Here is a 23,344-nt window from a genome sequence, read left to right on the forward strand (position 1 = left end):
GCTCTTTCGGTTACGCCTGCTTCAGACGCTTTTCAACGGCATCCATCAGCATGCTGCCGATATCGATTCCGTAAGCCGCATCCAGTTCCCGGATGCAGGTGGGGCTGGTTACATTGATTTCGGTGAGATAGTCGCCGATCACGTCCAGGCCGACAAACATCAGGCCCTTCTCCTTGATCGCCGGCGCGACACGGGCACAGATTTCCCGGTCACGGTCGGTCAGTTCCCGCCCTTCGCCCCGGCCACCGGCAGCCAGGTTGCCGCGATTCTCGCCCTGGGAAGGGATCCGAGCAAGAGCATAGGGCACCGGCTCGCCTTCGATCAGCAGGATCCGTTTATCGCCATCGGTGATCTCGGGAATGTACTTCTGGGCCATGGCCTGGTGAGTACCATAATTGGTCAGCGTCTCGATAATCACCCCCAGGTTGAAATCATTCTCCCGCACCCGGAAGATCGAGTGACCACCCATGCCGTCAACCGGCTTCATGATGATATCACCGTGTTCGGCATAGAACTCGCGGAACCGGTGCGCCGAGCGACTGACCAGCAACGGTGGCGTGAGATCCTCGAACTGGGTTGCAAAGAGCTTTTCGTTACAGTCCCTCAACGTGGCCGCCGGATTCACTACCAGGGCTCCCTGCAGCTCTGCCGACTCCAGGATGTAGGTGGCCATCAGGAATTCCCTGTCCACCGGGGGGTCCTTGCGCATCAGGATCACGTCCAGATCGCCCAGGGCCCGGTCACGGCCGCCGCCGAAACTGAACCAGTTTTCCGGATCCATGTGCACAGTCAGATCCCGGGTATGGGCCATCGCCCTGCCACCGTCGAGGTACATGTCCGGCAACTCCATGTATTCGATCTGCCAGCCCCGCTTCTGCGCGGCGAGCAACATGGCGAGCGAACTGTCTTTCTTGAATGTGATGTTTTCAATGGGATCCATCACGATCCCGAGTCGGACTGTCATAGTGTCTCTTCAGCTCCTGGGAAGTAAAAACACGAACCGGTCAGCAGAGCGGACCGGGCGTTAAGTGCTATGCTGAGACGTCAGATGGTATTGTACCCGAACCACGAATGCATCCGGAGATATCCTCAGGGGATACGTGACTGTGCGGGCAGAAGTACATTTAGTCACAAACTAATACTTTTTATATGGCCATCGATATTCTATAACTGAGCGGGGTTTATAGAAGAACCTTGAGGTTTGTGTTAAAACCCCCCGTTCCAAAATAAAGATAGTCGCTGAGCGCAAGGCAGTTGGACAATGGATGACAACTTCGAGAATCTGAAGATTATGGTGATCGACGACAGCAAAACGATTCGTCGCACCGCAGAAACCCTCCTCAAGAAGGTCGGCTGTGAAGTCATCACGGCGACTGACGGCTTTGACGCTCTGGCCAAGATTGCCGATTCCCAGCCGGACATCATTTTCGTGGATATCATGATGCCCCGTCTGGATGGCTACCAGACCTGCGCACTGATCAAGAACAATTCCTCTTTCAAAAAGACGCCGGTTATCATGCTCTCCAGCAAGGACGGTCTGTTCGATAAAGCGAAAGGGCGCATCGTAGGCTCTGACCAGTATCTGACCAAACCGTTCAGCAAGGACGAGCTACTCAACACCATCCGCCAGTACGTTCCGCAGGCGGAACAGTAAACCTGCTGAAATCAAGAACCATCGAGGAAACCATGGCCCGCATTCTGATTGTTGATGACTCCCCCACCGAGGTGAAGAAGATCTCCACCATCCTGGAAAAGCACAAGCATGATGTCCTGACCGCCGACAACGGCGCGGATGGTGTTGCCAAGGCCCGCGCCGAAACGCCGGACCTGGTGCTGATGGACGTTGTAATGCCCGGCCTGAACGGCTTTCAGGCAACTCGCCAGCTGACCCGCGCACCCGAGACTGCCTCCATCCCGGTCGTCATCGTCACCACCAAGGATCAGGAAACCGACCGCGTTTGGGGCACTCGCCAGGGCGCCAAGGGTTACCTGGTGAAGCCGGTGAACGAAGACGACCTGATCAAGACCATCAACAGCCTGATCGCCTGACCCTCACAACCTTGGAGTACGCATGTCCGCCCAGGCCGCCCCTTTTGCCGTTCTGACGGATATCGCCCAGCGCAGCCGGTCCATGGCCGCCGGCCTGCCGGAGCAACAGGAAGCCGTTGAGCTGTGGAACGGCATCGGCTTCGTGTTATCGGGTGAGCACTATGTGGCCCCCATGGGCGAGGTGACAGAAATTCTCCACGTCCCCCGCTTCACCCATATACCGGGGGTTCGGCCATTCCTGTTGGGCGCCGCCAACGTGCGCGGCCGCCTGCTCCCCCTGGTTGATCTGGCCAGCTTTTTTGACATCCCCCGCTCCTCCCGCAGTCACCGTGACCGTCGGGTTCTGGTCGTGGAGCAGGGCGATGTATTCAGCGGGCTGGTGGTGGACAGCGTCCTGGGGATGCAATATTTCGCAACCGACAATTTCCGGGAGACGCCGAAAGGCGTCCCCGACAGCGTTCGTCCGTTTGTATCAGGCGGCTACGAGCGTAACGAGGAAGTCTGGAACGTGTTCTCCGCCGCCGACCTGGTGGCGGACGAGCGCTTTCTGGACGTCGCGCAGTGGTAAGGGTGGTGACACTGGCAGGAACATCACCCTGACCGCCTGAAATCCGCTAAAACAGACTTGCCAACTTTTTGAAGAGGCCGGGAGCCAGAACATGAAAAACAGAGCCGGAAGATTGGGTATGGGACAGGGAGGCAACAAGCTGGTTGCCGGCCTGATCGCTGCCCTGATCGCACTTACCGTCCTGCTCGTTGCCGTGCTGTTCATCATCAACCGTGACAGCCAGAACGATCAGCGATACATCGCCCACACTGCGGAACTGCGGGTACTCTCGCAGGCCATTGCGAAAAACGCGACCGAGGCCGCCGGCGGTACCGCCGAGGCGTTCAACCAGTTGCGCCGCTCCCGCGATGACTTCCAGAAGCTCTGGACCTACGTCACCGAAGGTAACCCCGAAACCGGCCTGCCACCGAGCGAGTTGGCACAGGAAAGCGGTGTACAGCAGAACTGGAACATTGTGCGTGAGAATGCCGACAGCATCCTCTCCACCCAGGACGCGGTACTGGGCCTGCACGAGGTTGCCCGGACCCTGAACGAAACCATCCCCCAGCTGCAGGTGGAGTACGATGACATCGTACAGATCCTGCTGGACAATGACGCACCGGCCGAACAGATCGCCCTGGCACAGCGCCAGTCGCTGCTGGCAGAGCGTATCGTGCGCTCGGTCAACAACGTACTGTCCGGTGACGAGGATGCGGTCATCGCGGCCGACCGTTTCGGTCGTGACGCCAGCCTGTTCGGCCGGGTTCTCGAAGGCCAGCTCAACGGCAACGAAGCCATGGGTATCTCCCGGGTAACGGATGAAGATGCCATCTACGGTCTGGAAGCGGTAGCCGAACTGTTCGAGTTCGTCTCCCAGAACGTAGATGCGATCCTTGAGGCCTCTCCCGACCTCTTCAAGGTTCGCACCGCGGCCAGCGACATCTTCCAGAACTCCGAGATCCTGCTCTCCGAGCTGTCGGTTCTCGCCGAGAACTTCCGCAACCAGCCGGCCTCCCGCCTGGTCAGCCCGACCCTGGCCTTTATCATCCTGGCCGCCATGGTCGCCATCGTTGTCTTCATCGGTCTTGCCCTGTACCGCGAAGCCCAGGCCCGCCTGGCTGCAACCCAGGAACAGAACGAGCAGAACCAGAATGCGATCCTTCGACTGCTGGACGAACTCGCCGACCTGGCGGACGGCGACCTGACCACCGAGGCCACGGTAACCGAGGACTTCACCGGCGCCATCGCCGACTCCATCAACTACGCGATCGACCAGATGCGCGGACTGGTACAGGCGATTCGTGGTACCGCGGTGCGGGTAGCGGGCGCCGCCCAGGAAACCCAGTCCACGGCGATGCACCTTGCGGATGCTTCCGAGCACCAGGCCCAGGAAATCGCCGGGGCTTCTGCCGCGGTTAACGAGATGGCCGTGTCCATCGACCAGGTATCCTCGAACGCCGCCGAATCCTCCGCGGTTGCGGAGCGGTCGGTTGCGATCGCGAAGAAAGGCGCGGAAGTGGTACAGAACACCATCCGCGGCATGGACAACATCCGGGAGCAGATCCAGGAAACCTCCAAGCGGATCAAGCGTCTGGGTGAGTCCTCCCAGGAAATCGGTGACATCGTATCGTTGATCAACGACATCGCCGACCAGACCAACATCCTGTCCCTGAACGCGGCGATCCAGGCCTCCATGGCCGGTGATGCCGGTCGGGGCTTCGCGGTGGTTGCGGACGAAGTTCAGCGCCTCGCGGAACGCTCCTCTGCGGCAACCAAGCAGATTGAAGCCCTGGTTAAGACGATCCAGTCCGATACCAACGAGGCGGTTATCTCCATGGAGCACACCACCGCCGAGGTGGTCCGTGGTGCCCGTCTGGCCCAGGACGCGGGTATTGCACTCGAGGAAATCGAGAACGTATCCATGTCCCTGGCGGAGTTGATCCAGAACATCTCCAACGCCGCCCGCCAGCAGTCGTCCTCTGCGGCCCACATCTCCAACACCATGAACGTTATCCAGGAAATCACCTCCCAGACTTCCTCCGGTACCAACGCGACCGCGAAGTCTATCGGTAACCTGGCAGAAATGGCGTCTGAACTGCGCTCCTCTGTGGCCGGCTTCACCCTGCCGGAAGAGGACGTGGCGGACGAAGAGCAAGAAGAAGACAGCGACGTTCCGGTGGTGGGCTGACAGACGGCCCGGGGCAGCTGACGGTTTATGGCGCATACGCATGACAACCTGTCACCCGCCGAAGGCATCTGGTCAATGCGCCGGCTTCCGGACATGGATTCGGCGCAGTTCCACCAGTGGCAGACCCTGCTGGAGCATCGCACCGGGATAACCCTGTCCGCAGACCGGCGCTCGTTCCTGGAAACCAACATCGGTATCCGGATGCGGGAAATCGGATGCAACAGCTACCAGGCCTACTACGAGAAAATCGTTTCGGGCCCGGAGGCTGTCGTGGAGTGGGCGATCCTGGTGGACCGCCTGACCGTTCAGGAGACCCGGTTCTTCCGGGATCCCGATGCCTTCCGGCTGGTGTCTGACTATGTCCTGACACGACCGCGTGAGCAGTTGCGCAAGCGTGCGCTGGAGGTCTGGAGTGTGGGCTGCTCCTCGGGGGAGGAGCCTTACACCCTGGCCATGGTGCTCAATGAGTGCATGACTCAGCTGGCACTGCAGCCATTGTTCGGAGTCACTGGCTCTGACATCAGCAAGCCCGCGATCGAGAAGGCCGGCAAGGGTCAGTTCAACGCCCGCAAGCTTCTGGGCATGGACGAAGCATTGAAGGACCGGTATTTCCGCCCCGCCGAGCGAAATACGGTCGAAATAGTAAAAAGCATCCGCGACCGGGTGTGCTTCACCAGGCTCAATGTACTGGACCTGGACACTGCACCCATGCACGGAATGAACATCATCTTCTGCCAGAATCTGCTGATCTATTTCCGCCGCTGGCGCCGGCGAGAGATTGTGAAGCGGTTAGCAGAGAGACTGGCACCGGGGGGATTACTGGTGCTCGGCCAGGGTGAGTTGACCGACTGGCAACCACCGGGCCTGCAGCGGGTACCCTCGGAACATGTTCTGGCGTGGATAAAACGTCAGGCCGACGAAGAATAACCGGAGTGGTTATGGGCAATCACCATGACAGCATCGCCCTCGACTGGGTTCGGGGAGAAATACAGGACACGCTGACCCAAGGCCAGCATGCACTGGAAGCGTATGTCGAGAACCGTGACGACACCGCGCGCCTGCGCTTCTGCCTGAATTATCTCCATCAGGTGCATGGCACCCTGCAGATGGTTGAACTCTACGGTGCGGCACTGCTCACCGAAGAAATGGAAAAGCTCACGCAGGCCGTTCTCAACGAGTCCGTCCGCAACGTGGACGAAGCCGTTGATGTCCTGATGCAGGGCATTCTCCAGCTACCCCAATACCTGGAGCATCTGACCAGTAGCGAAGACGACTTCCCGATGGTCCTGCTGCCGATGCTCAATGACCTGCGTGCAGCCCGGGGCGAGGCCCTGCTTTCCGATACTTCGCTGTTCAAACCGGATCTCAGTCGCGCGCAGATGCAGGTCAGCGGCACAGTGTCCCGTCGCCTGCAGGACCCCAAGGTTCTCGGCCATATTCGCAAGCTGCGGCAGATGTACCAGTTTGCCCTGGCCGGCGTGGTACGCGAGGAAGATCTCGACGCCCAGTTCAGCTACCTCCAGAAAGTCATTCAGCGGCTTGCCCGCCTGTGCCAGAACACTCCGCGCGGTGAACTGTGGAAAGCCGCCAGTGCGTTCGTGGAGACGCTTCAGTCCCACGTAAACCCGATCAACGCGGCCGTCAAATCCCTGTTGCGGGAGCTGGATTCCGAAATCCGTCTGCTCAGCGAAGGTCAGGCCAATCTCCTCCAACAGCCGGCACCGGAAGCACTGTTCAAGCACCTGCTGTACTATGTGGCACGCGCCAGGGATCTCGAGACGCCGCAAGTGCAGGCCTTGCGCACCGACTACAAGCTCAATCTGGCCCTGCCGTCCGACGACGATGTCGATGCCGCCCGCACCCGGGTATCCGGGCCTGGCCGCGAGGCCATTCATTCGGTAGTCAGCGCGCTGAACGAGGAACTGGCCAAACTCAAGGACCAGCTGGATCTGTTCGTGCGCTCTGAACTGCGCCAGAACAGTGAACTGGAAGATTTACTGCCCGGGCTCCGCCAGGTGGCGAACACCCTCGCTGTGCTCGGACTGGGCATTCCCCGCAAGGTGGTGACCGAACAGATCGAGCTGGTGGAAAAACTCAGCGACCAGATGGAACTGGTGGACGATGGCACCCTGATGGACATTGCCGGAGCCCTGTTGTACGTCGAAGCCAGCCTCGCGGGCCTTGATACCGACCGGCATGTTGAGCCCCAGGATGACGCGCGCCCCGGTGATGCCATCAATCTCGGCTCCCGGGAACTGGGCGATGCCAGCGCAGCCCTGCTGAGGGAATCCCGTAACACCCTGGAGCAGGTCAAGTCGGCCATCGTGAACTTCATCGCATCCCAGTGGGATACCCGCGAGATTGAGCACGTTCCCGAATTGCTGCACAGCATCCGCGGTGGTCTGGCACTGATTCCCCTTGATCGCGTAGCCGACATGCTGGAATCTGCCGAGCGCTACATCACCGATGTGCTGCTCGGGGGCAAACAGGTCCCGGACTGGAAACAGCTCGATACCCTGGCCGATGCGGTCACCAGTGTTGAGTACTACCTGGAACGGCTGGCCGAAGGTATCAGCGAAAATGACGCTGTGTTGCAGGTCGCCGAAGACAGCCTCGCGTCCCTTGGTTTTCCCGTGGGTGCCGAGCCCACCTGGAACGCCCCGGCGCCGGAACCTGAAATGCCGGCAGAGGAGGAGGAAGTCGTCCTGGAACCTGTCGTGGCAACCGGGGAGGCCAAAGGATCTGATGAAGACCTGCTGGACGATGAGATCCTGGAGATCTTCGTTGAGGAGGCCCAGGAGGTCCTGGAAACCATCCACGAGTTCTACCCGCGCCTGCGCCAGAATCACGATGACCGTGAAGCCCTGACGGAAGTGCGCCGGGCCTTCCATACCCTCAAGGGTAGCGGTCGCATGGTGGGTGCCACCAGCATCGGGGAACTGGCCTGGTCGGTGGAGAATCTGCTCAACCGGGTTATCGATCAGACCATCAAACCGACCGATGACCTGTTCACCCTGGTCGACGAGGTTAACGCCCGGATACCATCCCTGATCCAGGAATTCCGCGATGGTCAGACGGACGGACATGTCGACGGTCTGATTCAGCGCGCCGAAGCGATGGCCGATACCCGGCGCACCGACGCCGAGCAGCCATCCGAGGCCGAAACACCAGGGCCCTCCGGCGCCCCGGACATCGACGCGACATCGGCACAACCGGAAACCGCCACAGCACCCGAGACGCCCGCCAGTACCGAAGATGACGACCTGATCGATGACGAAATCCTCGAAATCTTCGTCGAAGAGGCCGGAGAGGTCCTGGATACCATCCGTGAGTACTTGCCGATGCTGTTGCGACAGCATGATGACCGCAGCGCACTCACGGAAGTGCGCCGCGCCTTCCACACCCTCAAGGGCAGCGGTCGGATGGTTGGCGCCAACGTGGTTGGTGAGCTGGCGTGGTCCGTGGAGAACATGCTCAATCGGGCCATCGACGGCTCGATATTGATGAACGATGACATCGCGACCCTGCTCAAGGACGTCACCGAAGCATTGCCTCCATTGGTCGAGGACTTCGAGAAACGTCGCGAACCGTCCATGGACACGTCGGCCCTCGAAGCCCGCGCCAATACCCTGGCCAACGGCGAGATCCCCGACGCCGAACTCATGCCGGTGGGAGCGACAGAGTCCGAGACCGAAGCGGACGATGAGGTCACCGCAGTCGGCGTCGAGAGTGATGAAACTGACGACAACGGCGTTGATCCGGTCCTGCTGGATATTTTCGAAAGCGAGACCGAGACCCACCTTCAAACCCTGAAGGACTACCTCGCCGCAGCCGTCGACAAGAGCACCATCGCCTACACCGATGATCTCTCGCGCGCCCTGCACACCCTCAAGGGCAGTGCCCATACTGCAGGCATAACCCCGATTGCCGAGGTGATCACACCCCTTGAGCGGTTTGTAAAAGAGGCTCGCGCCCAGAACAAGCGGGGAGATCGAGAGGTCCTTGACCTGATTGAACAGGCCTGCGATTTCCTGACCCGTGGCCTGGCCCAGATCCGACAGAATCCGCAGGCACCGTTGGCGGGCACCGACGAATTCCTCGAAAAACTCGAGAGCGTCAGCCGTTCCACCCTGCTGGCCAGTGCCGGCGACAGCGCCAGGGAACCGGCCCGGCAGGCCGAGTCGCAACTGGTGCGACTGTTCCTGAACGAAGGTCTCGACATCGTCCTCGATGCCGAACAGATTCTCGACCAATGGGCAGCCGACCCTGTGGAAACCGGCCCTCTCGTTCAGCTCCGGAATGAACTCGAGCAGCTGACCGACGGAGCGGCCGACGCCGGTCTCCACGATGTCTCGGCTCTCGCCGGCGCCCTGAAACGGGCCTATGAGGCCGTTGCCGATGACCATCAGGCGGCGGACGAGCATTTCTTCAGCACCGTCCGTGCCGGTCACGAGCAGCTGATCAACATGATGGATCAGGTTGCCGCCGGCCTTGCGACCGCATCGGATCCCGAACTCCAGGCCCGTATCGAGGCCCTGGCGGTCCCGGACAGACCGGAGACCGATTCCGGTGAACCGGATGCCTTCGAACAACAGTTCAGCGGCGAGCTTGAAGAGATTGACCTGAGTTTCGATCACGATGGTCTGGGCGAGCCCGAGACAGGTCCCGCAGCCGCGAGTGAAACCGATCAACCGCCGCTGCCCGAGACCGATGAGTCCGATGACAACCTCGACCAGGAACTGGCAGAAATCTTTCTGGAAGAGGCCCGTGACCTGATCGACAGCACTGCCGAGGCCCTGCAGAACTGGAGTGAGAGCACCGGCAACCTGGATATCCTGCGGTTGCTGCAGCGAGATTTGCACACGCTCAAAGGTGGCGCCAGGCTGGCCGACATTCCCGCCGTCGGGGACCTGTCCCATGAACTGGAGACCCTGTTCGAGGGTCTCACCGAACAGCGGCTTTCCGTCAACGATCAACTGTCCGACCTGCTGTTCCGCAGCCATGACCGCCTTGCCGGGATGGTCGAATCCCTCGAGGGCGGAGAGACACCACGACCGGCACCGGATCTCATCGCCGAGATCCAGGCCTACATGGGCACTGCCTCCGGCTCGAGGCCGGTAACCGATGTTGCCGCGCCCGAAGCGGAACCGGAGCCCGAAGAACCAACCGCACCGCCGGAAGAAACGTCGGCAGAGGCCTCAAGTGACTCGGCGGAAGAGAGTCCCGCTGATCTCTCCCATCTCGACCCGGAACTGGTGGGCATCTTCCTGGAAGAAGCCTACGACCTGATCAATTCCACCGGCAGTGCCCTGCACACCTGGAGTGAGAACCCGTCCGACACCTCGGTGGCCGCCGAACTGCAGCGCGACGTGCACACCCTCAAGGGTGGCGCACGAATGGCCGGAGTAAACGCCATCGGTGATCTCACCCACGTGCTCGAGGACCTGTTCGAGAAGGTTGCTGAAGGCCAGTTGGCTGCGACCGAGGACATGACAGACCTGCTCTTCGCCTGCCATGACCGTCTGGCGCAGATGGTTGAACAGGTTGCGACCCAGAAGCCCTGCCCGCCGGCCACGGATCTCGTGGCCCAGGTCAAATCCGTCATTCGGGGAGAGACCCCGCCCGCGCCGGCGACTGCTGTCGAGCAGCCGGGGCGTGAAGTCGACTCCGGTGTGGAGGATCACCTGGCACCGGCATCGGATCACGATCTGATCGGCATCTTCCTGGACGAAGGTCTGGAAATTCATGAGGCCATTGATGAGTGTCTGGCCCAGTGGAAGGACGACCCCGAGGAACTGTCCGGTGTTACCCAGCTGCAGCAGGAGCTCCATACCCTGAGGGGTGGTGCCCGGCTCTCCGATGTTGATGCCATTGCCGAGTTGGCCGAAGCCTGGGCCGAAGCGTTGAACCCGCTCATTGGCGGCGCCAACAATCAACAGGCTCTGCTGGACCTGAGTGAACGCGCCAACGCGAGCCTGAAAACCATGCTGGCGGCACTGGAAGAAGGCAACCAACCGGATGCCGGCCCCGACCTGATCGAGGCTTTCCGTTCAGCCGCATCAGACGTTGCTGCCACGGAACAGGGTGACGAGACGCCCGCGCCCGCAGCCGCCGACACAGTGGATCCCGAGGTACTGGAAATCTTCCTGGAAGAAGCCGGCGAGATCATGGACCAACTTGAGCAGGTGCTTGAGAACTGGCGGAAAGATCCCGGCAACCATGACTTCAACCAAGAGGCGCAGCGGGCGCTGCACACCCTCAAGGGCGGTGCACGCCTGGCCCAGCTTGGCGAACTCGGTGACAAGGCCCATGCCTTCGAGACCCTGCTGATCGACCTCGGTGGCAACGCACCGGATGCAACACAATGGCAGGCCATTACCGACGATCACGACGCCATCATCACACTGGTAGGCGAGGTTCGCCGCCGCTTCGAGGGGGGTGACGCAGAGCCCGAAGCCGTCTCCGCTCCCGAGACCGCTCCGGACCGGACCGACGAACCCGAGGTGGAGGAGAAGGCTCCTGCCGCCCACGCGGAACCCGAGGCCGAGCCGACGCCAGCCCCGACACCGAAACCGGAAAAAACGCCGGCGAAAGCACCCTCCCAGCCCAGGAAAAAGGCTCCGGAAGTGCAACGGGTCCAGGAAACCATCCGGGTTTCGGCACCTCTGCTGGACGAGCTGGTCAACCTGGCTGGCGAAACCAGTATCACCCGTGGCCGACTGGAACAGCAGACCAGTGACTTCGGCCACACCCTGGACGAAATGGCCGCCACCATCGAGCGTCTGCGGGAGCAGCTGCGGCGGATGGAAATCGAGACCGAGGCCCAGATCCTGTTCCGGGCCGAACAGGAGCACGGCCCCGACTATGGCGACGACTTCGATCCACTGGAAATGGACCGCTACTCTGCTATCCAGCAGTTGTCACGGGCCCTGACCGAGTCCTCGTCGGATCTGGCAGATCTCCGGGAAACCATGGCCGACCGGGTCAGGGACACGGAGACCCTGCTGGTCCAGCAGTCACGGATCAACACGGAACTTCAGGAGGGTCTGATGAAGACCCGAATGATTCCGTTTGCCTCCATGGTGCCCCGCCTGCGCCGGATCGTCCGCCAGATCAGCGGCGAGCTGGGCAAAAAGGTGGATTTCGATGTCCGGAACCCGGAAGGGGAGATGGATCGCAACATCCTGGAGCGCATGGTCGCGCCCCTCGAGCACATGCTGCGGAACGCTCTGGACCATGGTATCGAGGCCCCCGAGGACCGGAAAAATGCCGGCAAGCCCGAAACCGGGGAAGTGACCCTGTCCCTGACCCGGGAAGGGGGCGACGTGGTGCTGCGGATGATCGATGACGGCAAGGGGATACCCTCCCACGTCATCCGGGACAAGGCCATCCGCCAGGGCCTGCTGCGCGCCGATGAGGACCTGTCGGAACGGGAAGTCCTGCAGTTCATCCTGCAGCCGGGCTTTTCCACCGCCGAGCAGGTCACCCAGATTTCCGGCCGGGGTGTCGGCATGGACGTGGTCGCCTCCGAAATCAAACAACTCGGCGGCAGCCTCGATATCGATTCGGCGGTAGGCCGGGGCACGACCTTCACCGTGCGCCTCCCGTTCACGGTATCGGTGAACCGCGCCCTGATGGTAACCACCGGGGAGGATTTCTACGCCATCCCGCTGAACACCATCGAAGGTATCGTGCGGGTCAGCACCTACGAGCTGGAGGAGTACTACAAGCCGGACGCGCCGATGTACGAGTATGCCGGCCAGCAGTATCGCCTGCAGTATCTGGGCAGCCTGCTCAACAGTGACCACCAGCCGAAACTCCAGGGCCAGGCCCTGCCGCTTCCGGTGATCCTGGTGCGCGGTGCCGAACAGCCCATGGCCCTGCAGGTGGACAGCCTGATGGGTAGTCGGGAAATCGTGGTGAAATCCCTCGGCCCCCAGTTCAGCTCGGTGCGTGGGGTCTCCGGTGCCACCATCCTGGGTGACGGCAACGTGGTCGTGATCCTGGACCTTCCGGCCATGCTCCGTTCCGACATCCTGTCCGACCGCCAGCGCCTGGCGAACCTCGAGAAAGCCCGGGAAGCTGCCCGCTACGAAGAACAGATCACGACGGTCATGGTGGTGGACGATTCGGTTACCGTTCGGAAAGTTACCTCCCGGCTGCTGGAACGCAATGGCATGGAGGTTCTCACCGCCAAAGACGGTCTGGATGCGGTTGCCCAACTACAGGACCACAAGCCCGACATCATCCTGCTCGATATCGAGATGCCGAGAATGGATGGCTTCGAAGTGGCCAGCTTCATCCGCCACGACGACAACCTTCGGGAAACGCCGATCTGCATGATCACTTCCCGGACCGGGGAGAAACACCGCGAGCGCGCCCTGGCCATCGGCGTCAACGAGTACCTCGGCAAACCGTTCCAGGAAACCGAGCTGCTTGAGACCATCAAGCGGCTCACCGGAACCGAGTAATGGCCGGCCAGGGAGGCCGGCCCCGGGTCGGAATCGTGTCCGATGTGGTCCTGCAGCGACACCGGCTGCAGGCTGCAACGGCCAAGTTCGGACTCGAGGTCGCCTTCTGTGGCGACCCCCAGAGGCTGGAGTACCAGCCGCAATTTCCCGAGGCGGACCTGTGGCTGGTTACCCTGGAAGACGAGGCCGACCATCCCGCGCTGTTCGATCTGTTGCTGGGCAATACGGAAGCTCCGGTCCTGTTCGGACTTGATCAGGCCCCCAAACCCGGCAGCACCGACTACTTCCGCTGGGAGCGCCGGCTGCTGGGAAAACTGGAAAAGCAACTCGGGCACCTGGAAGAACTGGACTCCGAGACCGCTCTCGAAGAGCTCGAGGAACAGACACCGACACTGCAGACCAAACCCGAACTACCCCACTGGATCAAACCGGCGGTGCCCGGTTCCCTTGCCGAGGAGGTCTGGATTCTGGGCGCTTCCCTGGGTGGGCCGGCAGCAGTGAAGACCTTTCTCGATCACCTGCCCCAAGGACTTCCTGTGGGGTTTATCTATGCCCAGCACATCGACGACAATTTCACCGGCGTGCTGACACGTGTACTCGGCCGTGATGCTCACTACCAACTCAAACCGGCAAAGGAAGGCTACCGGGTCCGTAACGGGGACGTTGTCCTGATGCCGGTGGAACACGAGTGGCGACTGGACAGTACCGGCGCGCTGACGGAAGTTGACAAGCCCTGGCCCGGACCGTACGGCCCTTCCATCGACCAGGTGCTGCTTAATGTTGCCGACCATTACCGTGCCCGCTGCCATGCTATCCTCTTTTCCGGTATGGGGAACGATGGCGCCCTGGCAGCCCCCATCCTCAAAGCCTTTGGCAGCCGGATCTGGGTCCAGGACAGCAGCAGTTGCGGCAACAGCTCCATGCCGGATTCCGTAGCGGCCACCGGATGCGCCAGCTTTACCGGGACTCCCGAGCAACTGGCCCGGGAGTTGATCAAAACCATTGAAAAATCCTGCCTGCTCAGAGGCCGGCAGAAACGTGATTCCGCCTGAGGACAGAAACGATGCCCGAAAACCGTCAAACCCTCCCCTGCGTCATGATCCCGATGACCGGCCGGCAATTGTTACTGCCCAACGTTTCCATCGCCGAGGTTGTGGACTTTGCCAGCGAAGAGGCCGGGTCGAACACGCCGGACTGGCTGGTGGGCTACCTTGACTGGCGGGGCCTCGATTTGCCGGTAATCTCCTACGATGCCGCCAACGACGGCAGCCTGGTGGTTCCGGGCGACAACCGGGGCCGCATCGTGGTACTGAACACCATTGGCGAGCATCACGATGAAACCCCGTTCATGGCCCTGGTCACCCAGGGGATTCCAAGCCAGGCAAGGCTGACCGAGGCGGAAGTAAACCGGCTCGAGGGCGATACCGGCCCCGCTGATCTTATGAAGGTGGAAGTGGAGGGCGAGGAAGCCTGGATTCCCAATCTCGAATACCTGGAGTCCCTGGCACGTTCGGCCCGCCGCTGACTCTCGCTTCGACCGGCTCATGGCAGGGAATACTGGAAATGTTATAATGTATCAAACTTTCCAGGATTCCTGTCATGGCAAGCCAAGCACTTCCCTATCGCCCCCATAATCATCAGGCCTGCGTCAGCCAGGCGCTGGCTGACGCCCGAGCCATTTGCCGGGAGCAGAATGCGCGCCTGACCCCCACCCGGGAGCGGGTCCTGGAACTGATCTGGCAATCCCACAAGCCTCTGGGCGCTTATGACGTTCTGGCAGAGCTGACCGCCGAGGGTCAGAACGCGGCGCCGCCGACCGTTTACCGTGCTCTCGATTTCCTCCAGCAACACGGACTGGTGCACCGGATAGCCTCACTCAACGCCTTCATCGGCTGTGCCCATGCCGGAGAACACCACACCGGTATGTTCCTGATCTGCCGTAACTGCGGCAACGTGCTGGAACTCACGGCTCCCGGAGTGTCCGGGGCTATCGAGGGCGCAGCGCAAGCCGAGAATTTCAGGGCCGAGGACGTCACGCTGGAGATTGCCGGCCTGTGCCCCCGGTGCCAGTCGGAGGCGCCCCATGACTGATTCCCTGGTCACCCTGGACAACCTCACGGTCCGGTTTGACGACCGGCCGGCGGTGGATCGGGTCAACCTGAGTGTCCATCGGGGTGACATCATCACCATCATTGGCCCCAACGGGGCAGGCAAGACCACGCTGATCAAGGCCCTGCTTGGTCTGCAGCCCGTCACCGAAGGCACGGTACAACGGGCGCCGGGCCTGGTCATCGGCTATGTCCCCCAGAATCTGCAGATGGAGGGCACGCTGCCATTGAGCGTCCGTCGGTTCATGGCACTGAGCGGCAGGAACCGGACAGAATGCCACCAGGCCCTGACCCGTACCGGGATCGAACATCTGGCCAATGCCTCGGTGCATCACCTCTCCGGGGGCGAGAAACAACGACTGCTGCTGGCGCGGGCTCTGGCCCGCAAACCGGACCTGCTGGTGCTGGACGAGCCTGCCCAGGGAGTCGACATCAACGGGCAGGCGGCGCTGTACGAACTGATCCGGGCACTGAGGGATGAGCTCAGGTGCGGGGTCATCATGATCTCCCATGACCTGCACCTGGTCATGGCTGCCACCGACAAGGTCATCTGCCTGAACCAGCACATCTGCTGCAGCGGCTTTCCCGCGGACATTTCCCACGACCCGGCTTTCATCGAGACCTTTGGGCGGTCGGTAGCCGAATCCGTGGCGGTTTACCATCACCACCACAACCATAGCCACAACCTGCATGGAGACGTCGTTTCCGGCCAGACACCCACAATGGACTCACACGGGGACAGCTGCGACCATGCCCATCATTGATACCCTGCTGAACGATTTCTTCTGGCGGGCCCTGATAGGCGGCCTCGGGGTGGCCCTGATCGCCGGCCCTCTCGGTTGCTTTGTGGTGTGGCGCCGCATGGCCTATTTCGGCGATACCCTGGCGCATTCCGCGCTCCTGGGCATTGCCCTGAGCTTCCTGATCAGTGTGCCACTGAATGTCGGGGTCATTCTCACCTGTGTGGTCATTGCCGTGGCTCTGGTGGTGTTCTCCAGGGTCCGGGCCCTGGCCACCGATACTCTGCTCGGCATCCTCTCCCACAGTGCCCTGGCCATCGGCCTGGTCACCCTGAGTTTCATGCCGGATGTGCGTGTTGACCTGACCGGCCTGCTGTTCGGTGACCTGCTGGCCATGACCCGCGATGACCTGCTCTGGATCTATGGCGGGGCGGCGACCATACTCGTGCTTCTGGTCACCCTCTGGCAGGGGCTGCTGATGAGCACCATTCACGAGGAGCTGGCGCGGGTCGAGGGGTTCCCTGTGGAGCGACTGCGGCTGGTGCTGATGCTGATGTTTTCCCTGGTCATTGCCGTGGCCATGAAAATTGTCGGTGTGCTGCTGATTACCGCCCTGCTGATCATCCCGGCGGCCTCGGCGCGGCGGCTCGCCCATACGCCCGAGCACATGGCCGGGCTTGCCATTGTCTTCGGCTTTGTCGCCGTCGGCGGCGGCCTGGCGCTGTCCTGGCACCTGGACACACCGGCCGGGCCCTCGGTCGTGGTGACCGCCTTTCTGGCGTTTCTTGTCACCTACAGCACCACCGTCAGAACAGTCGCCTGATCCTTTCCAAGGCTTTCGGCCTGGTCTATGGTGAACTGATCGACGCCGATTTGGATCGGGAGCCACCGGCTGCTTCCGGGGAGACTGACGCATGGATAGCCGTTCTGTCCCTGGCGCACGGCCAATGCTATGGCCCGCGCTCTGGATTCCCCTGCTTATACTGGTCGTCGGCCTGATAACCACCGCCGTGACCGCTAGCCTGAAAGCGGATCAGGCACGTGAACTGGCCGATGCACGATACCGGGCCGAACACCGGGCGATCGTTAACCGTTTGCTCGCCAATGCACCAACCTATCTGGACCGCGACACGCCGCCGGCCAGCTGGCTCCCGGTGATTCTCGGCGAGGCTCTGCCGGAGCAACTGGGATTGCGCATCGACACCCTGCAACGGCACAGCAAGATCCCCATACTGCAGATGCAGGCAGACGGAGAGCTTGACCCCACACTGGCCCTGCGCACCGAAATCCGGCCCGGCGATCATCACTGGATGCTGACGACGGTGCCGACGTCCGCGTTATTGGGGAACGCCGCCAGGCAGGCCCGGAGCAGGATCTGGCTCGTCGGCCTGTCACTCACCCTCGCCATCACCGGGCTGGTGCTGGCAATGTGCCGGCGGCTTCATCGTCAACAGCTGCGAAACCTGGATCTGGCGTCGAGGGAGCAAGGAGCCGATCAGCAGATCAACAACCTGCAAGTGGAGAAGAGCATACTGCGCCAGGCGCTCAACGACAGCGAGGCACGCAGCCGCGATCTGGTCGCGTTGTCCGGGGCCCTGATCGCGGAACTCGACGAACGTGGCGTCATCGGTTTCATCTCTGCCCATAGTGCCAATCTGCTGGGACAGGCACCCGCGGATCTGGCGGGCAAGACGTTTGCTGACCTGGTCACTCCCCCGTTTCGGGACAACTTCCACCGCACCCTCGAGGCTGCCCGCCACGACAATCAGGCGCAACGGATCGACCTGCATCTGCAGGTCAGGAACCGGGACACGCCTCAGCCGGTGGCCGTCCGGCTGAAGGCACTCAAGGATCCGGTCCACGGATTGACAGGATATCGTCTGAACGCATCACCAACAGGCCCGTCAGGCACCTAGTCCAGGGTCTTGTGGGTGCCATCGCACATCGGCGGAGACCCCGTTCTTTTGCAGCCACAGAACCAGATCCACTCGGTTTTCTCGGCCGTGTATTTCACCGGAGTAAAGCCGGTTCCCTTGTGGGAGCCGTCGCAAAACGGCTGGTTTTCACTGTGCCCGCAGGCGCACCAGACATAGTTCTTGCCACCCTCGACCTGCACGGCATAAGGGCTTTTCCTGGCAATCTTCGGCTGTTCGTCCGGCATGGTTCCTCCCGTTTCTCGCAGGTGTGGACCTCAGTATAGCCAAGACTAATGCAGCGGCTTGATCACATCCGCCAGGCGACCTGACTCCACCAGCTCCAGGAACTCGTCCCCCAGTCGGTCGCTCTCGGTGATGGCCCTGCGCCAGGACCGCTCCCGGCCGGCATCGTCGCCCACATATTTCTCGAAATCCTTGCGATCCGGTAGCTTGCCGTCAGGGAGAGACTGAAGGTATTCAGGGGAAGGCGCCACCAGCAGCACATCCTGCAATCGCGTGGCGTCACCCCGGCGCCACGGCAAGGACTTGTCGAACCAGCCGGGCACGATCCTGTCGGTGAAGTGCGGGTACAGAATCACTCCCGGCTGCTGGTAGGGCAGATCCAGGTGGTAGTCCAGCAGACCACCGTCCCGGTAAACGCCGTCCGGCGCACCGGGAATGTTGCGCACCCCGGACATCACCAATGGAATGGAGGCCGATGCCAGCAGTGCCGGCAACAGGTTGGCACTGGTCAGGGCCACCTCATGACTGGGGAAGTCCACCAGTTTGGATACCGGGGTTTTCAGGCGCGCATCGTGAATGATGCCCCGCTCCATGAACCGGCCCAGGTGCCGGCGACTGACCATGTTTGCGCTGATGGCGTTCATCAGCCCAAGCCCCAGCCGCCCCCGGGTATCGTGCTCGAGCAGGCCCAGGCTCCGAACCACCACGACAGACAACCGGTACCAGGGGTGGTTCAGGATGAACTCCTCCCGGCCACCCAGCAGTTCCTCCAGGAACTCGATACTTTTCCGGCTCACTTCCGCGGGGCTCACCCCCTTGGAGAACCGCTGGGATGTGTAGAGATCCGCCAGGCGCGCAAGCTGGGCTTTGGGATCATCGGAAGATGCCACGGCAGCGAAGCGCCAACTGCCAATGGAGGAGCCGATGAGCGCGCGTTCCTGCGGTGCACCGGGGAGCCAGTCTCCGAAAACTGCCTTGTCCAGTCCGCTGATGCCAAGCGCTTTTGGGCCACCGGCCGCGCCGGGTATGACATGGACATCTTCCGGCGCCAGTGGTTTGTCTTTGAGCCGCTGAAGGGCGCGACGGCCGGCCCGTACAGCAAGTGCGGGGGTTCGGGTGTGGATAGCGGTCATGGCGGGCTCCCTGTTTCAATGCGGGGGAGTGTATCGGAAGGCGTGAGCAGCGGCCAACTGAACAAAACTAATGGTGGCCATAAACCGCGCTTTCTGCTTCATTTAATAGGCAACGGCCGTGCACAGGCCTGAATGCTTTCATGGAACGTAAGCTGGAATGACCAGGAGAAGGTTTTGAACATCACGCCGTCCGACAGTTCGCTGGCACCAACCCCGACCCTTGCGGTTCTGGGTTTCAAGCGCCAGCTGGTTTACCACCTGCACTTCTGGGCCTTCGTTGCCGTGGCGCCGCTGGTGTTGGTGCAATGGAAACAGGACCACTATGTGTTGTCGGGATTGCTGCTGTTGTTCTGCCTCAATGCCCTGCTCGTGCTGGCCTTCCTGCGCTTGCGAGGCCGGTATTTTCTGAAAGGACGGCTGTTCCCGCTGCTGGCTGTGGTCTGCGCAGCCTACTCAACCAGCATCAACGGTCATGCCGGCCTGTATTGGGCGTATCCGGCCGCTGCCGCCCTGTTCTTCCTCCTGCCCCTCAACGAGGCCACTGTCAGCAACGTCATCTTTGTTCTGATCATGGCGGTGGTCTCGTTCGTGAAATTCCCGGAGGCGGATTTCTGGCGTATCACGTTTTCCCTCGGACTGACGTGCCTGTTTGCCGGGATCTTTGCCTGGCTGGTGGGCAAACTCCAGCAGGAACTCACCCGACTGGCCACGACCGATCCCCTCACCGGGTGCCTGAACCGTTCCCAGCTCTCCGATGTCCTGAACAGCCAGATCCAGATGCGGGAGCGGTATGACCGTATTTCCAGCCTGGTTCTGCTCGACCTGGACTATTTCAAGAGCATCAACGACCAATGGGGCCACCTGGCCGGCGACAAGGTTCTGAAGGAAATGGCCTTGCGGCTTCGCAAGCGGTTACGGGAGAACGACAAACTGTTCCGGATTGGCGGCGAGGAATTCATGATCGTATTGCCGGAAACCGGCGAGCACGATGCCCACACCCTGACCCACCAGCTCCTGGCGGGTATCAGCGACAAGCCCTTCCTGGATAACATCAGTGTGAGCGCCAGCGCCAGTGTTGCAGAAGTGAGTCGGGGCGAGACCTGGTCCGTGTGGCTCAACCGCGCCGATCAGGCCCTGTATGAGGCGAAGTCCCGCGGCCGCAACCAGGTGATCAATGCCGGCCGACCCGAGCCCGCCAACTCTCCGGAACCTGACGGTGAAATTCCGGATCCGATTACCAGTTAGCTGCCGGCCACCTGCTTACGGAATTCCCGGTAAGCGGTGAACACGTCCCACGGGCTCTCAAAGTGGGGGTAATGGCCAACATTGCGAAGACTGACCACATCCGCGCCCCGGATCAGCTCCCGGTAACGCCGGGCCATGGCCACACCCGACACCGGGTCGGCGGTGCCCGAAATCAGCCGCATGGGCTGACGTGCCGTCTGCAGGGCGCCCACCCAACGGTTACGATGACAACGCCGCTCCTCCATGAACTGAATCAGGTGATGCAGGATGCCGCGGCCGTTGTTGTAGGTCAGAAGATGCCAGAAATCCTCGAGATCCTGACGATCCGGCGGATTTTGAGGGCCAAACAGGCGCCGGAAGTTGTATTCGAAGGTGCGGCGGGTCAGGCCGCGACTGATCAGCCCGCCCAGGGGACTGCGCAATACCCGCTGGATCAGCAGCGGATTGTGAACTTCCGGGAACAACGCGCCATTGAGAAAGCAGAGCGAACCGATCCGGAAATGCAGCCGCTGTTCCTGATCCCGGGCCAGCAGCTCCTGCGCCACGCTGCAACCGTAATCATGGACAAAAAGGTGCACCGAGCTCAGCCCCAGCCCCTCAAGCCAGCCCTGAACCAGATCCGCCTGATCCTCGATGCTGTACTGGTAGCCGGTGGGCTTATCGGAAAACCCGAACCCCAGCATATCCAGCGCCAGCACGGAGTGTTGCTGCACCAGCATCGGCCAGATCCGGCTCCAGTCCCAGCTGGCGGTGGGAAAACCGTGCAGGAGTACCAGTGGCTCTCCCCGACCGGCCATCCGGCTGAAAATGGCATGGCCGCCGTAGCTGAACCACTTGCCTCCCTGCTGCCATCCTTCGAGGCTTTCCGCCTCGCGCGCCTGGGCACCCGCCCCGGCTCCGGATATCACATGATCCATGCGTCGTCCCCGGCATGTAACTGAATCCCTGAAACTTTAAAGCAAAGTAACCGGGCCTGCCATAGCCCGCGAGCGCCATTTCCCACGACTTCGCGGCAAAGTGGTCTTTTCGCCCGCCCGCTGCGTAAACCGTAGAGATGACGGGCAAATTCCCTTAAGCTTTGGCCCTTGAAAAGTGACAGCTAACCGGAAATGACTATGACCAAACTCCTTGACGACCTCGCGGGCCACTACCGTGCCATTATTGACGGCCTCGGCGAAGACTCCAACCGCGAAGGTTTGCAGGACACTCCCATGCGCGCGGCGAAGGCTATGCAGTTTCTGACCCGCGGCTACCAGCAGGATCTCGGCGACCTGGTCAACAATGCCGTGTTCGAATCTGCCATGGATGAAATGGTGGTGGTACAGGACATCGAACTCTACAGCATGTGCGAACATCACATGCTGCCTTTCATCGGCAAGTGCCACATTGCCTACCTGCCCCAGGGCAAGGTTCTGGGCCTGTCGAAGTTCGCCCGCATCGTCGACATGTACGCCCGTCGGTTGCAGATCCAGGAAAACCTGACCCGGCAGATCGCAGAGGCCATCGAAAGCGTCACCAATGCCAAGGGCGTTGCCGTGGTGATCGAAGCCCAGCACATGTGCATGATGATGCGCGGTGTGGAAAAACAGAACTCCCGGATGAAGACTTCAATGATGCTGGGCCAGTTCCGCAAATCCCAGGCAACCCGCACGGAATTCCTTAACCTCATCGGCAACAACCGCTGAGCCCCGACCGGGCAACGGAGACGGTATGACAGATGTTATCGGTAAGAAGCAGGCCCGGGTACGCATCAAGAACCTGTTACTGCGCGCTTACATCGGAATCAAGGAAGAAGAGATCAATAACCAGCAGGACGTGGTGATCAACGTTGAGCTGACTTACGATGCCAGTGATGCCATTCACCAGAACGAGATCGAGGCGGCGCTGAACTACCGCACCATCACCAAGCAGATCATCCGCCACGTGGATGGCAACCGGTTTGCGCTGCTGGAGCGCCTGACCCACGAGGTTCTGAGCATAGTCATGGAGCATGCGTCGGTGCAATGGGCCCAGGTGGAAATCGACAAGCCCCACGCGCTACGCTACGCCGAGTCCGTCTCCGTGTGCCTTGAGGCACATCGTTAATCCGTACTGGAGAGCCGTTAATGCCCAGCAATTCCCCGGAACAGATCCGCTCCATTCTGGAAAACATTCATACCATTGCCCTTGTGGGCGCCAGCGAGAAAACCACTCGCCCCTCCCATGAAGTCATGGAATTCCTCCAGGAGCAGGGCTACCGGGTAATCCCGGTGAACCCACGACTGGCTGGCCAGACGTTGCTGGGTGAAACGGTGTTCCCGGATCTGAAGTCCGTCCCCCAACGGGTGGACATGGCCGACCTGTTTCTGGCGCCGGAACGCACCGACGCGGTGATAGATCAGGCCATTGAGCTGAAAATCCCGGTAGTCTGGATGCAACTGGGGGTGATCAATCCGTCGGGTGCCGCCCGGGCCGAGGATGCCGGCCTGACAGTGGTAATGGACCGCTGCCCGAAACAGGACATCCCGAGGCTGGGCATCACCAGGAAGCACTGACGATCGATAATGGCCCGTTGGGCAGTATGAATTGATTGGCATTCCTGCCTATCCGCTGTTACGGTCAGAGTCGACGTGCCATAATCATCCGGGTTGAATTCAGGACTGGTTAGAGCCTCGGGGTTCCGTATTAATCCAGCCATGCAGTCTCCCGCTCTGCGGGAGCTTCC

Annotated in this window: 20 protein-coding genes; 16 read left to right on the top strand and 4 right to left on the bottom strand. The window is 61.2% G+C overall.

The genetic code is table 11. The annotated features are described in order from the left end of the window. Nucleotides 1-10: 10 nt before the first annotated feature. Nucleotides 11-964 carry a glutathione synthase gene (gene gshB, locus MD273_RS10205; RefSeq protein WP_239037689.1) on the bottom strand — a complete coding sequence of 318 codons (954 nt, stop codon included), beginning with the start codon at nt 962-964 and terminating at the stop codon, nt 11-13. Between the two features lie 297 nt (nt 965-1,261). Here gshB and pilG point away from each other — a divergent pair, with 297 nt between their 5' ends. The 12 genes from pilG to MD273_RS10265 all read left to right on the top strand — a co-directional run bounded on the left by pilG (nt 1,262) and on the right by MD273_RS10265 (nt 18,019). Then, nucleotides 1,262-1,654, top strand: a complete 393-nt coding sequence (gene pilG / locus MD273_RS10210) for a twitching motility response regulator PilG (protein ID WP_008175635.1) — start codon at nt 1,262-1,264, stop codon at nt 1,652-1,654. Nucleotides 1,655-1,686: 32 nt separating this feature from the next. Further along, nucleotides 1,687-2,049, top strand: a complete 363-nt coding sequence (gene pilH, locus MD273_RS10215) for a twitching motility response regulator PilH (RefSeq protein WP_239037690.1) — start codon at nt 1,687-1,689, stop codon at nt 2,047-2,049. A 22-nt stretch (nt 2,050-2,071) separates the two neighbouring features. Next, nucleotides 2,072-2,617, top strand: coding sequence for a chemotaxis protein CheW (locus MD273_RS10220; protein ID WP_239037691.1), 546 nt, complete (start codon nt 2,072-2,074; stop codon nt 2,615-2,617). Between the two features lie 91 nt (nt 2,618-2,708). Then, complete coding sequence (locus MD273_RS10225; RefSeq protein WP_239037692.1) at nt 2,709-4,784, top strand: methyl-accepting chemotaxis protein; 2,076 nt, start codon at nt 2,709-2,711, stop codon at nt 4,782-4,784. A gap of 27 nt (nt 4,785-4,811) precedes the next feature. Beyond that, complete coding sequence (locus MD273_RS10230; RefSeq protein ID WP_239037693.1) at nt 4,812-5,711, top strand: CheR family methyltransferase; 900 nt, start codon at nt 4,812-4,814, stop codon at nt 5,709-5,711. An 11-nt stretch (nt 5,712-5,722) separates the two neighbouring features. Beyond that, nucleotides 5,723-13,255 (top strand): hybrid sensor histidine kinase/response regulator, encoded by a 7,533-nt coding sequence (locus MD273_RS10235; RefSeq protein WP_239037694.1) that lies wholly within the window; start codon nt 5,723-5,725, stop codon nt 13,253-13,255. Continuing rightward, entirely contained in the window at nt 13,255-14,307 is a 1,053-nt protein-coding gene (locus MD273_RS10240) for a chemotaxis protein CheB (RefSeq protein WP_239037695.1), read from the top strand. The genes MD273_RS10235 and MD273_RS10240 overlap by 1 nt, the downstream gene beginning before the upstream one ends. 11 nt (nt 14,308-14,318) lie before the next feature. Next, on the top strand, nt 14,319-14,780 hold the full coding sequence (locus MD273_RS10245; RefSeq protein ID WP_239037696.1) for a chemotaxis protein CheW: 462 nt from the start codon (nt 14,319-14,321) through the stop codon (nt 14,778-14,780). 74 nt (nt 14,781-14,854) lie between these two features. Next, nucleotides 14,855-15,346 carry a Fur family transcriptional regulator gene (locus MD273_RS10250; RefSeq protein ID WP_239037697.1) on the top strand — a complete coding sequence of 164 codons (492 nt, stop codon included), beginning with the start codon at nt 14,855-14,857 and terminating at the stop codon, nt 15,344-15,346. After that, complete coding sequence (znuC, locus tag MD273_RS10255; protein WP_239037698.1) at nt 15,339-16,127, top strand: zinc ABC transporter ATP-binding protein ZnuC; 789 nt, start codon at nt 15,339-15,341, stop codon at nt 16,125-16,127. Before MD273_RS10250 ends, znuC begins: the two co-directional genes overlap by 8 nt. Next, on the top strand, nt 16,114-16,926 hold the full coding sequence (locus MD273_RS10260; RefSeq protein ID WP_239037699.1) for a metal ABC transporter permease: 813 nt from the start codon (nt 16,114-16,116) through the stop codon (nt 16,924-16,926). Before znuC ends, MD273_RS10260 begins: the two co-directional genes overlap by 14 nt. Nucleotides 16,927-17,017: 91 nt before the next feature. Beyond that, nucleotides 17,018-18,019 carry a PAS domain-containing protein gene (locus MD273_RS10265; protein ID WP_239037700.1) on the top strand — a complete coding sequence of 334 codons (1,002 nt, stop codon included), beginning with the start codon at nt 17,018-17,020 and terminating at the stop codon, nt 18,017-18,019. Here the strand turns inward: MD273_RS10265 and MD273_RS10270 are convergent. Both MD273_RS10270 and MD273_RS10275 read right to left on the bottom strand, forming a co-directional pair. Then, on the bottom strand, nt 18,016-18,264 hold the full coding sequence (locus tag MD273_RS10270; protein WP_239037701.1) for a CDGSH iron-sulfur domain-containing protein: 249 nt from the start codon (nt 18,262-18,264) through the stop codon (nt 18,016-18,018). The two genes, MD273_RS10265 and MD273_RS10270, sit on opposite strands and share 4 nt — an antisense overlap. A 45-nt stretch (nt 18,265-18,309) precedes the next feature. Beyond that, nucleotides 18,310-19,395: a patatin-like phospholipase family protein gene (locus tag MD273_RS10275; RefSeq protein WP_239037702.1), complete on the bottom strand. Its 1,086-nt coding sequence runs from the start codon at nt 19,393-19,395 to the stop codon at nt 18,310-18,312. A 174-nt stretch (nt 19,396-19,569) separates the two neighbouring features. Between MD273_RS10275 and MD273_RS10280 the strand changes: the two genes are divergently transcribed. Beyond that, nucleotides 19,570-20,640 carry a GGDEF domain-containing protein gene (locus MD273_RS10280; protein ID WP_239037703.1) on the top strand — a complete coding sequence of 357 codons (1,071 nt, stop codon included), beginning with the start codon at nt 19,570-19,572 and terminating at the stop codon, nt 20,638-20,640. On the opposite strand, the gene MD273_RS10285 is transcribed toward MD273_RS10280, so the two are convergent. Then, nucleotides 20,637-21,557, bottom strand: a complete 921-nt coding sequence (locus MD273_RS10285) for an alpha/beta fold hydrolase (protein ID WP_239037704.1) — start codon at nt 21,555-21,557, stop codon at nt 20,637-20,639. The two genes, MD273_RS10280 and MD273_RS10285, sit on opposite strands and share 4 nt — an antisense overlap. 198 nt (nt 21,558-21,755) lie before the next feature. Between MD273_RS10285 and folE the strand changes: the two genes are divergently transcribed. The 3 genes from folE to MD273_RS10300 are packed head-to-tail and all read left to right on the top strand — an operon-like array spanning nt 21,756 to nt 23,174. Then, nucleotides 21,756-22,325 carry a GTP cyclohydrolase I FolE gene (gene folE, locus MD273_RS10290; protein WP_113861619.1) on the top strand — a complete coding sequence of 190 codons (570 nt, stop codon included), beginning with the start codon at nt 21,756-21,758 and terminating at the stop codon, nt 22,323-22,325. A gap of 25 nt (nt 22,326-22,350) precedes the next feature. Continuing rightward, complete coding sequence (gene folX, locus MD273_RS10295) at nt 22,351-22,725, top strand: dihydroneopterin triphosphate 2'-epimerase (protein WP_239037705.1); 375 nt, start codon at nt 22,351-22,353, stop codon at nt 22,723-22,725. A 20-nt stretch (nt 22,726-22,745) separates the two neighbouring features. Next, nucleotides 22,746-23,174: a CoA-binding protein gene (locus MD273_RS10300; protein ID WP_239037706.1), complete on the top strand. Its 429-nt coding sequence runs from the start codon at nt 22,746-22,748 to the stop codon at nt 23,172-23,174. Nucleotides 23,175-23,344: the final 170 nt, after the last annotated feature.

This window comes from Marinobacter sp. C7 (assembly GCF_022343555.1).
GTDB lineage: Bacteria > Pseudomonadota > Gammaproteobacteria > Pseudomonadales > Oleiphilaceae > Marinobacter.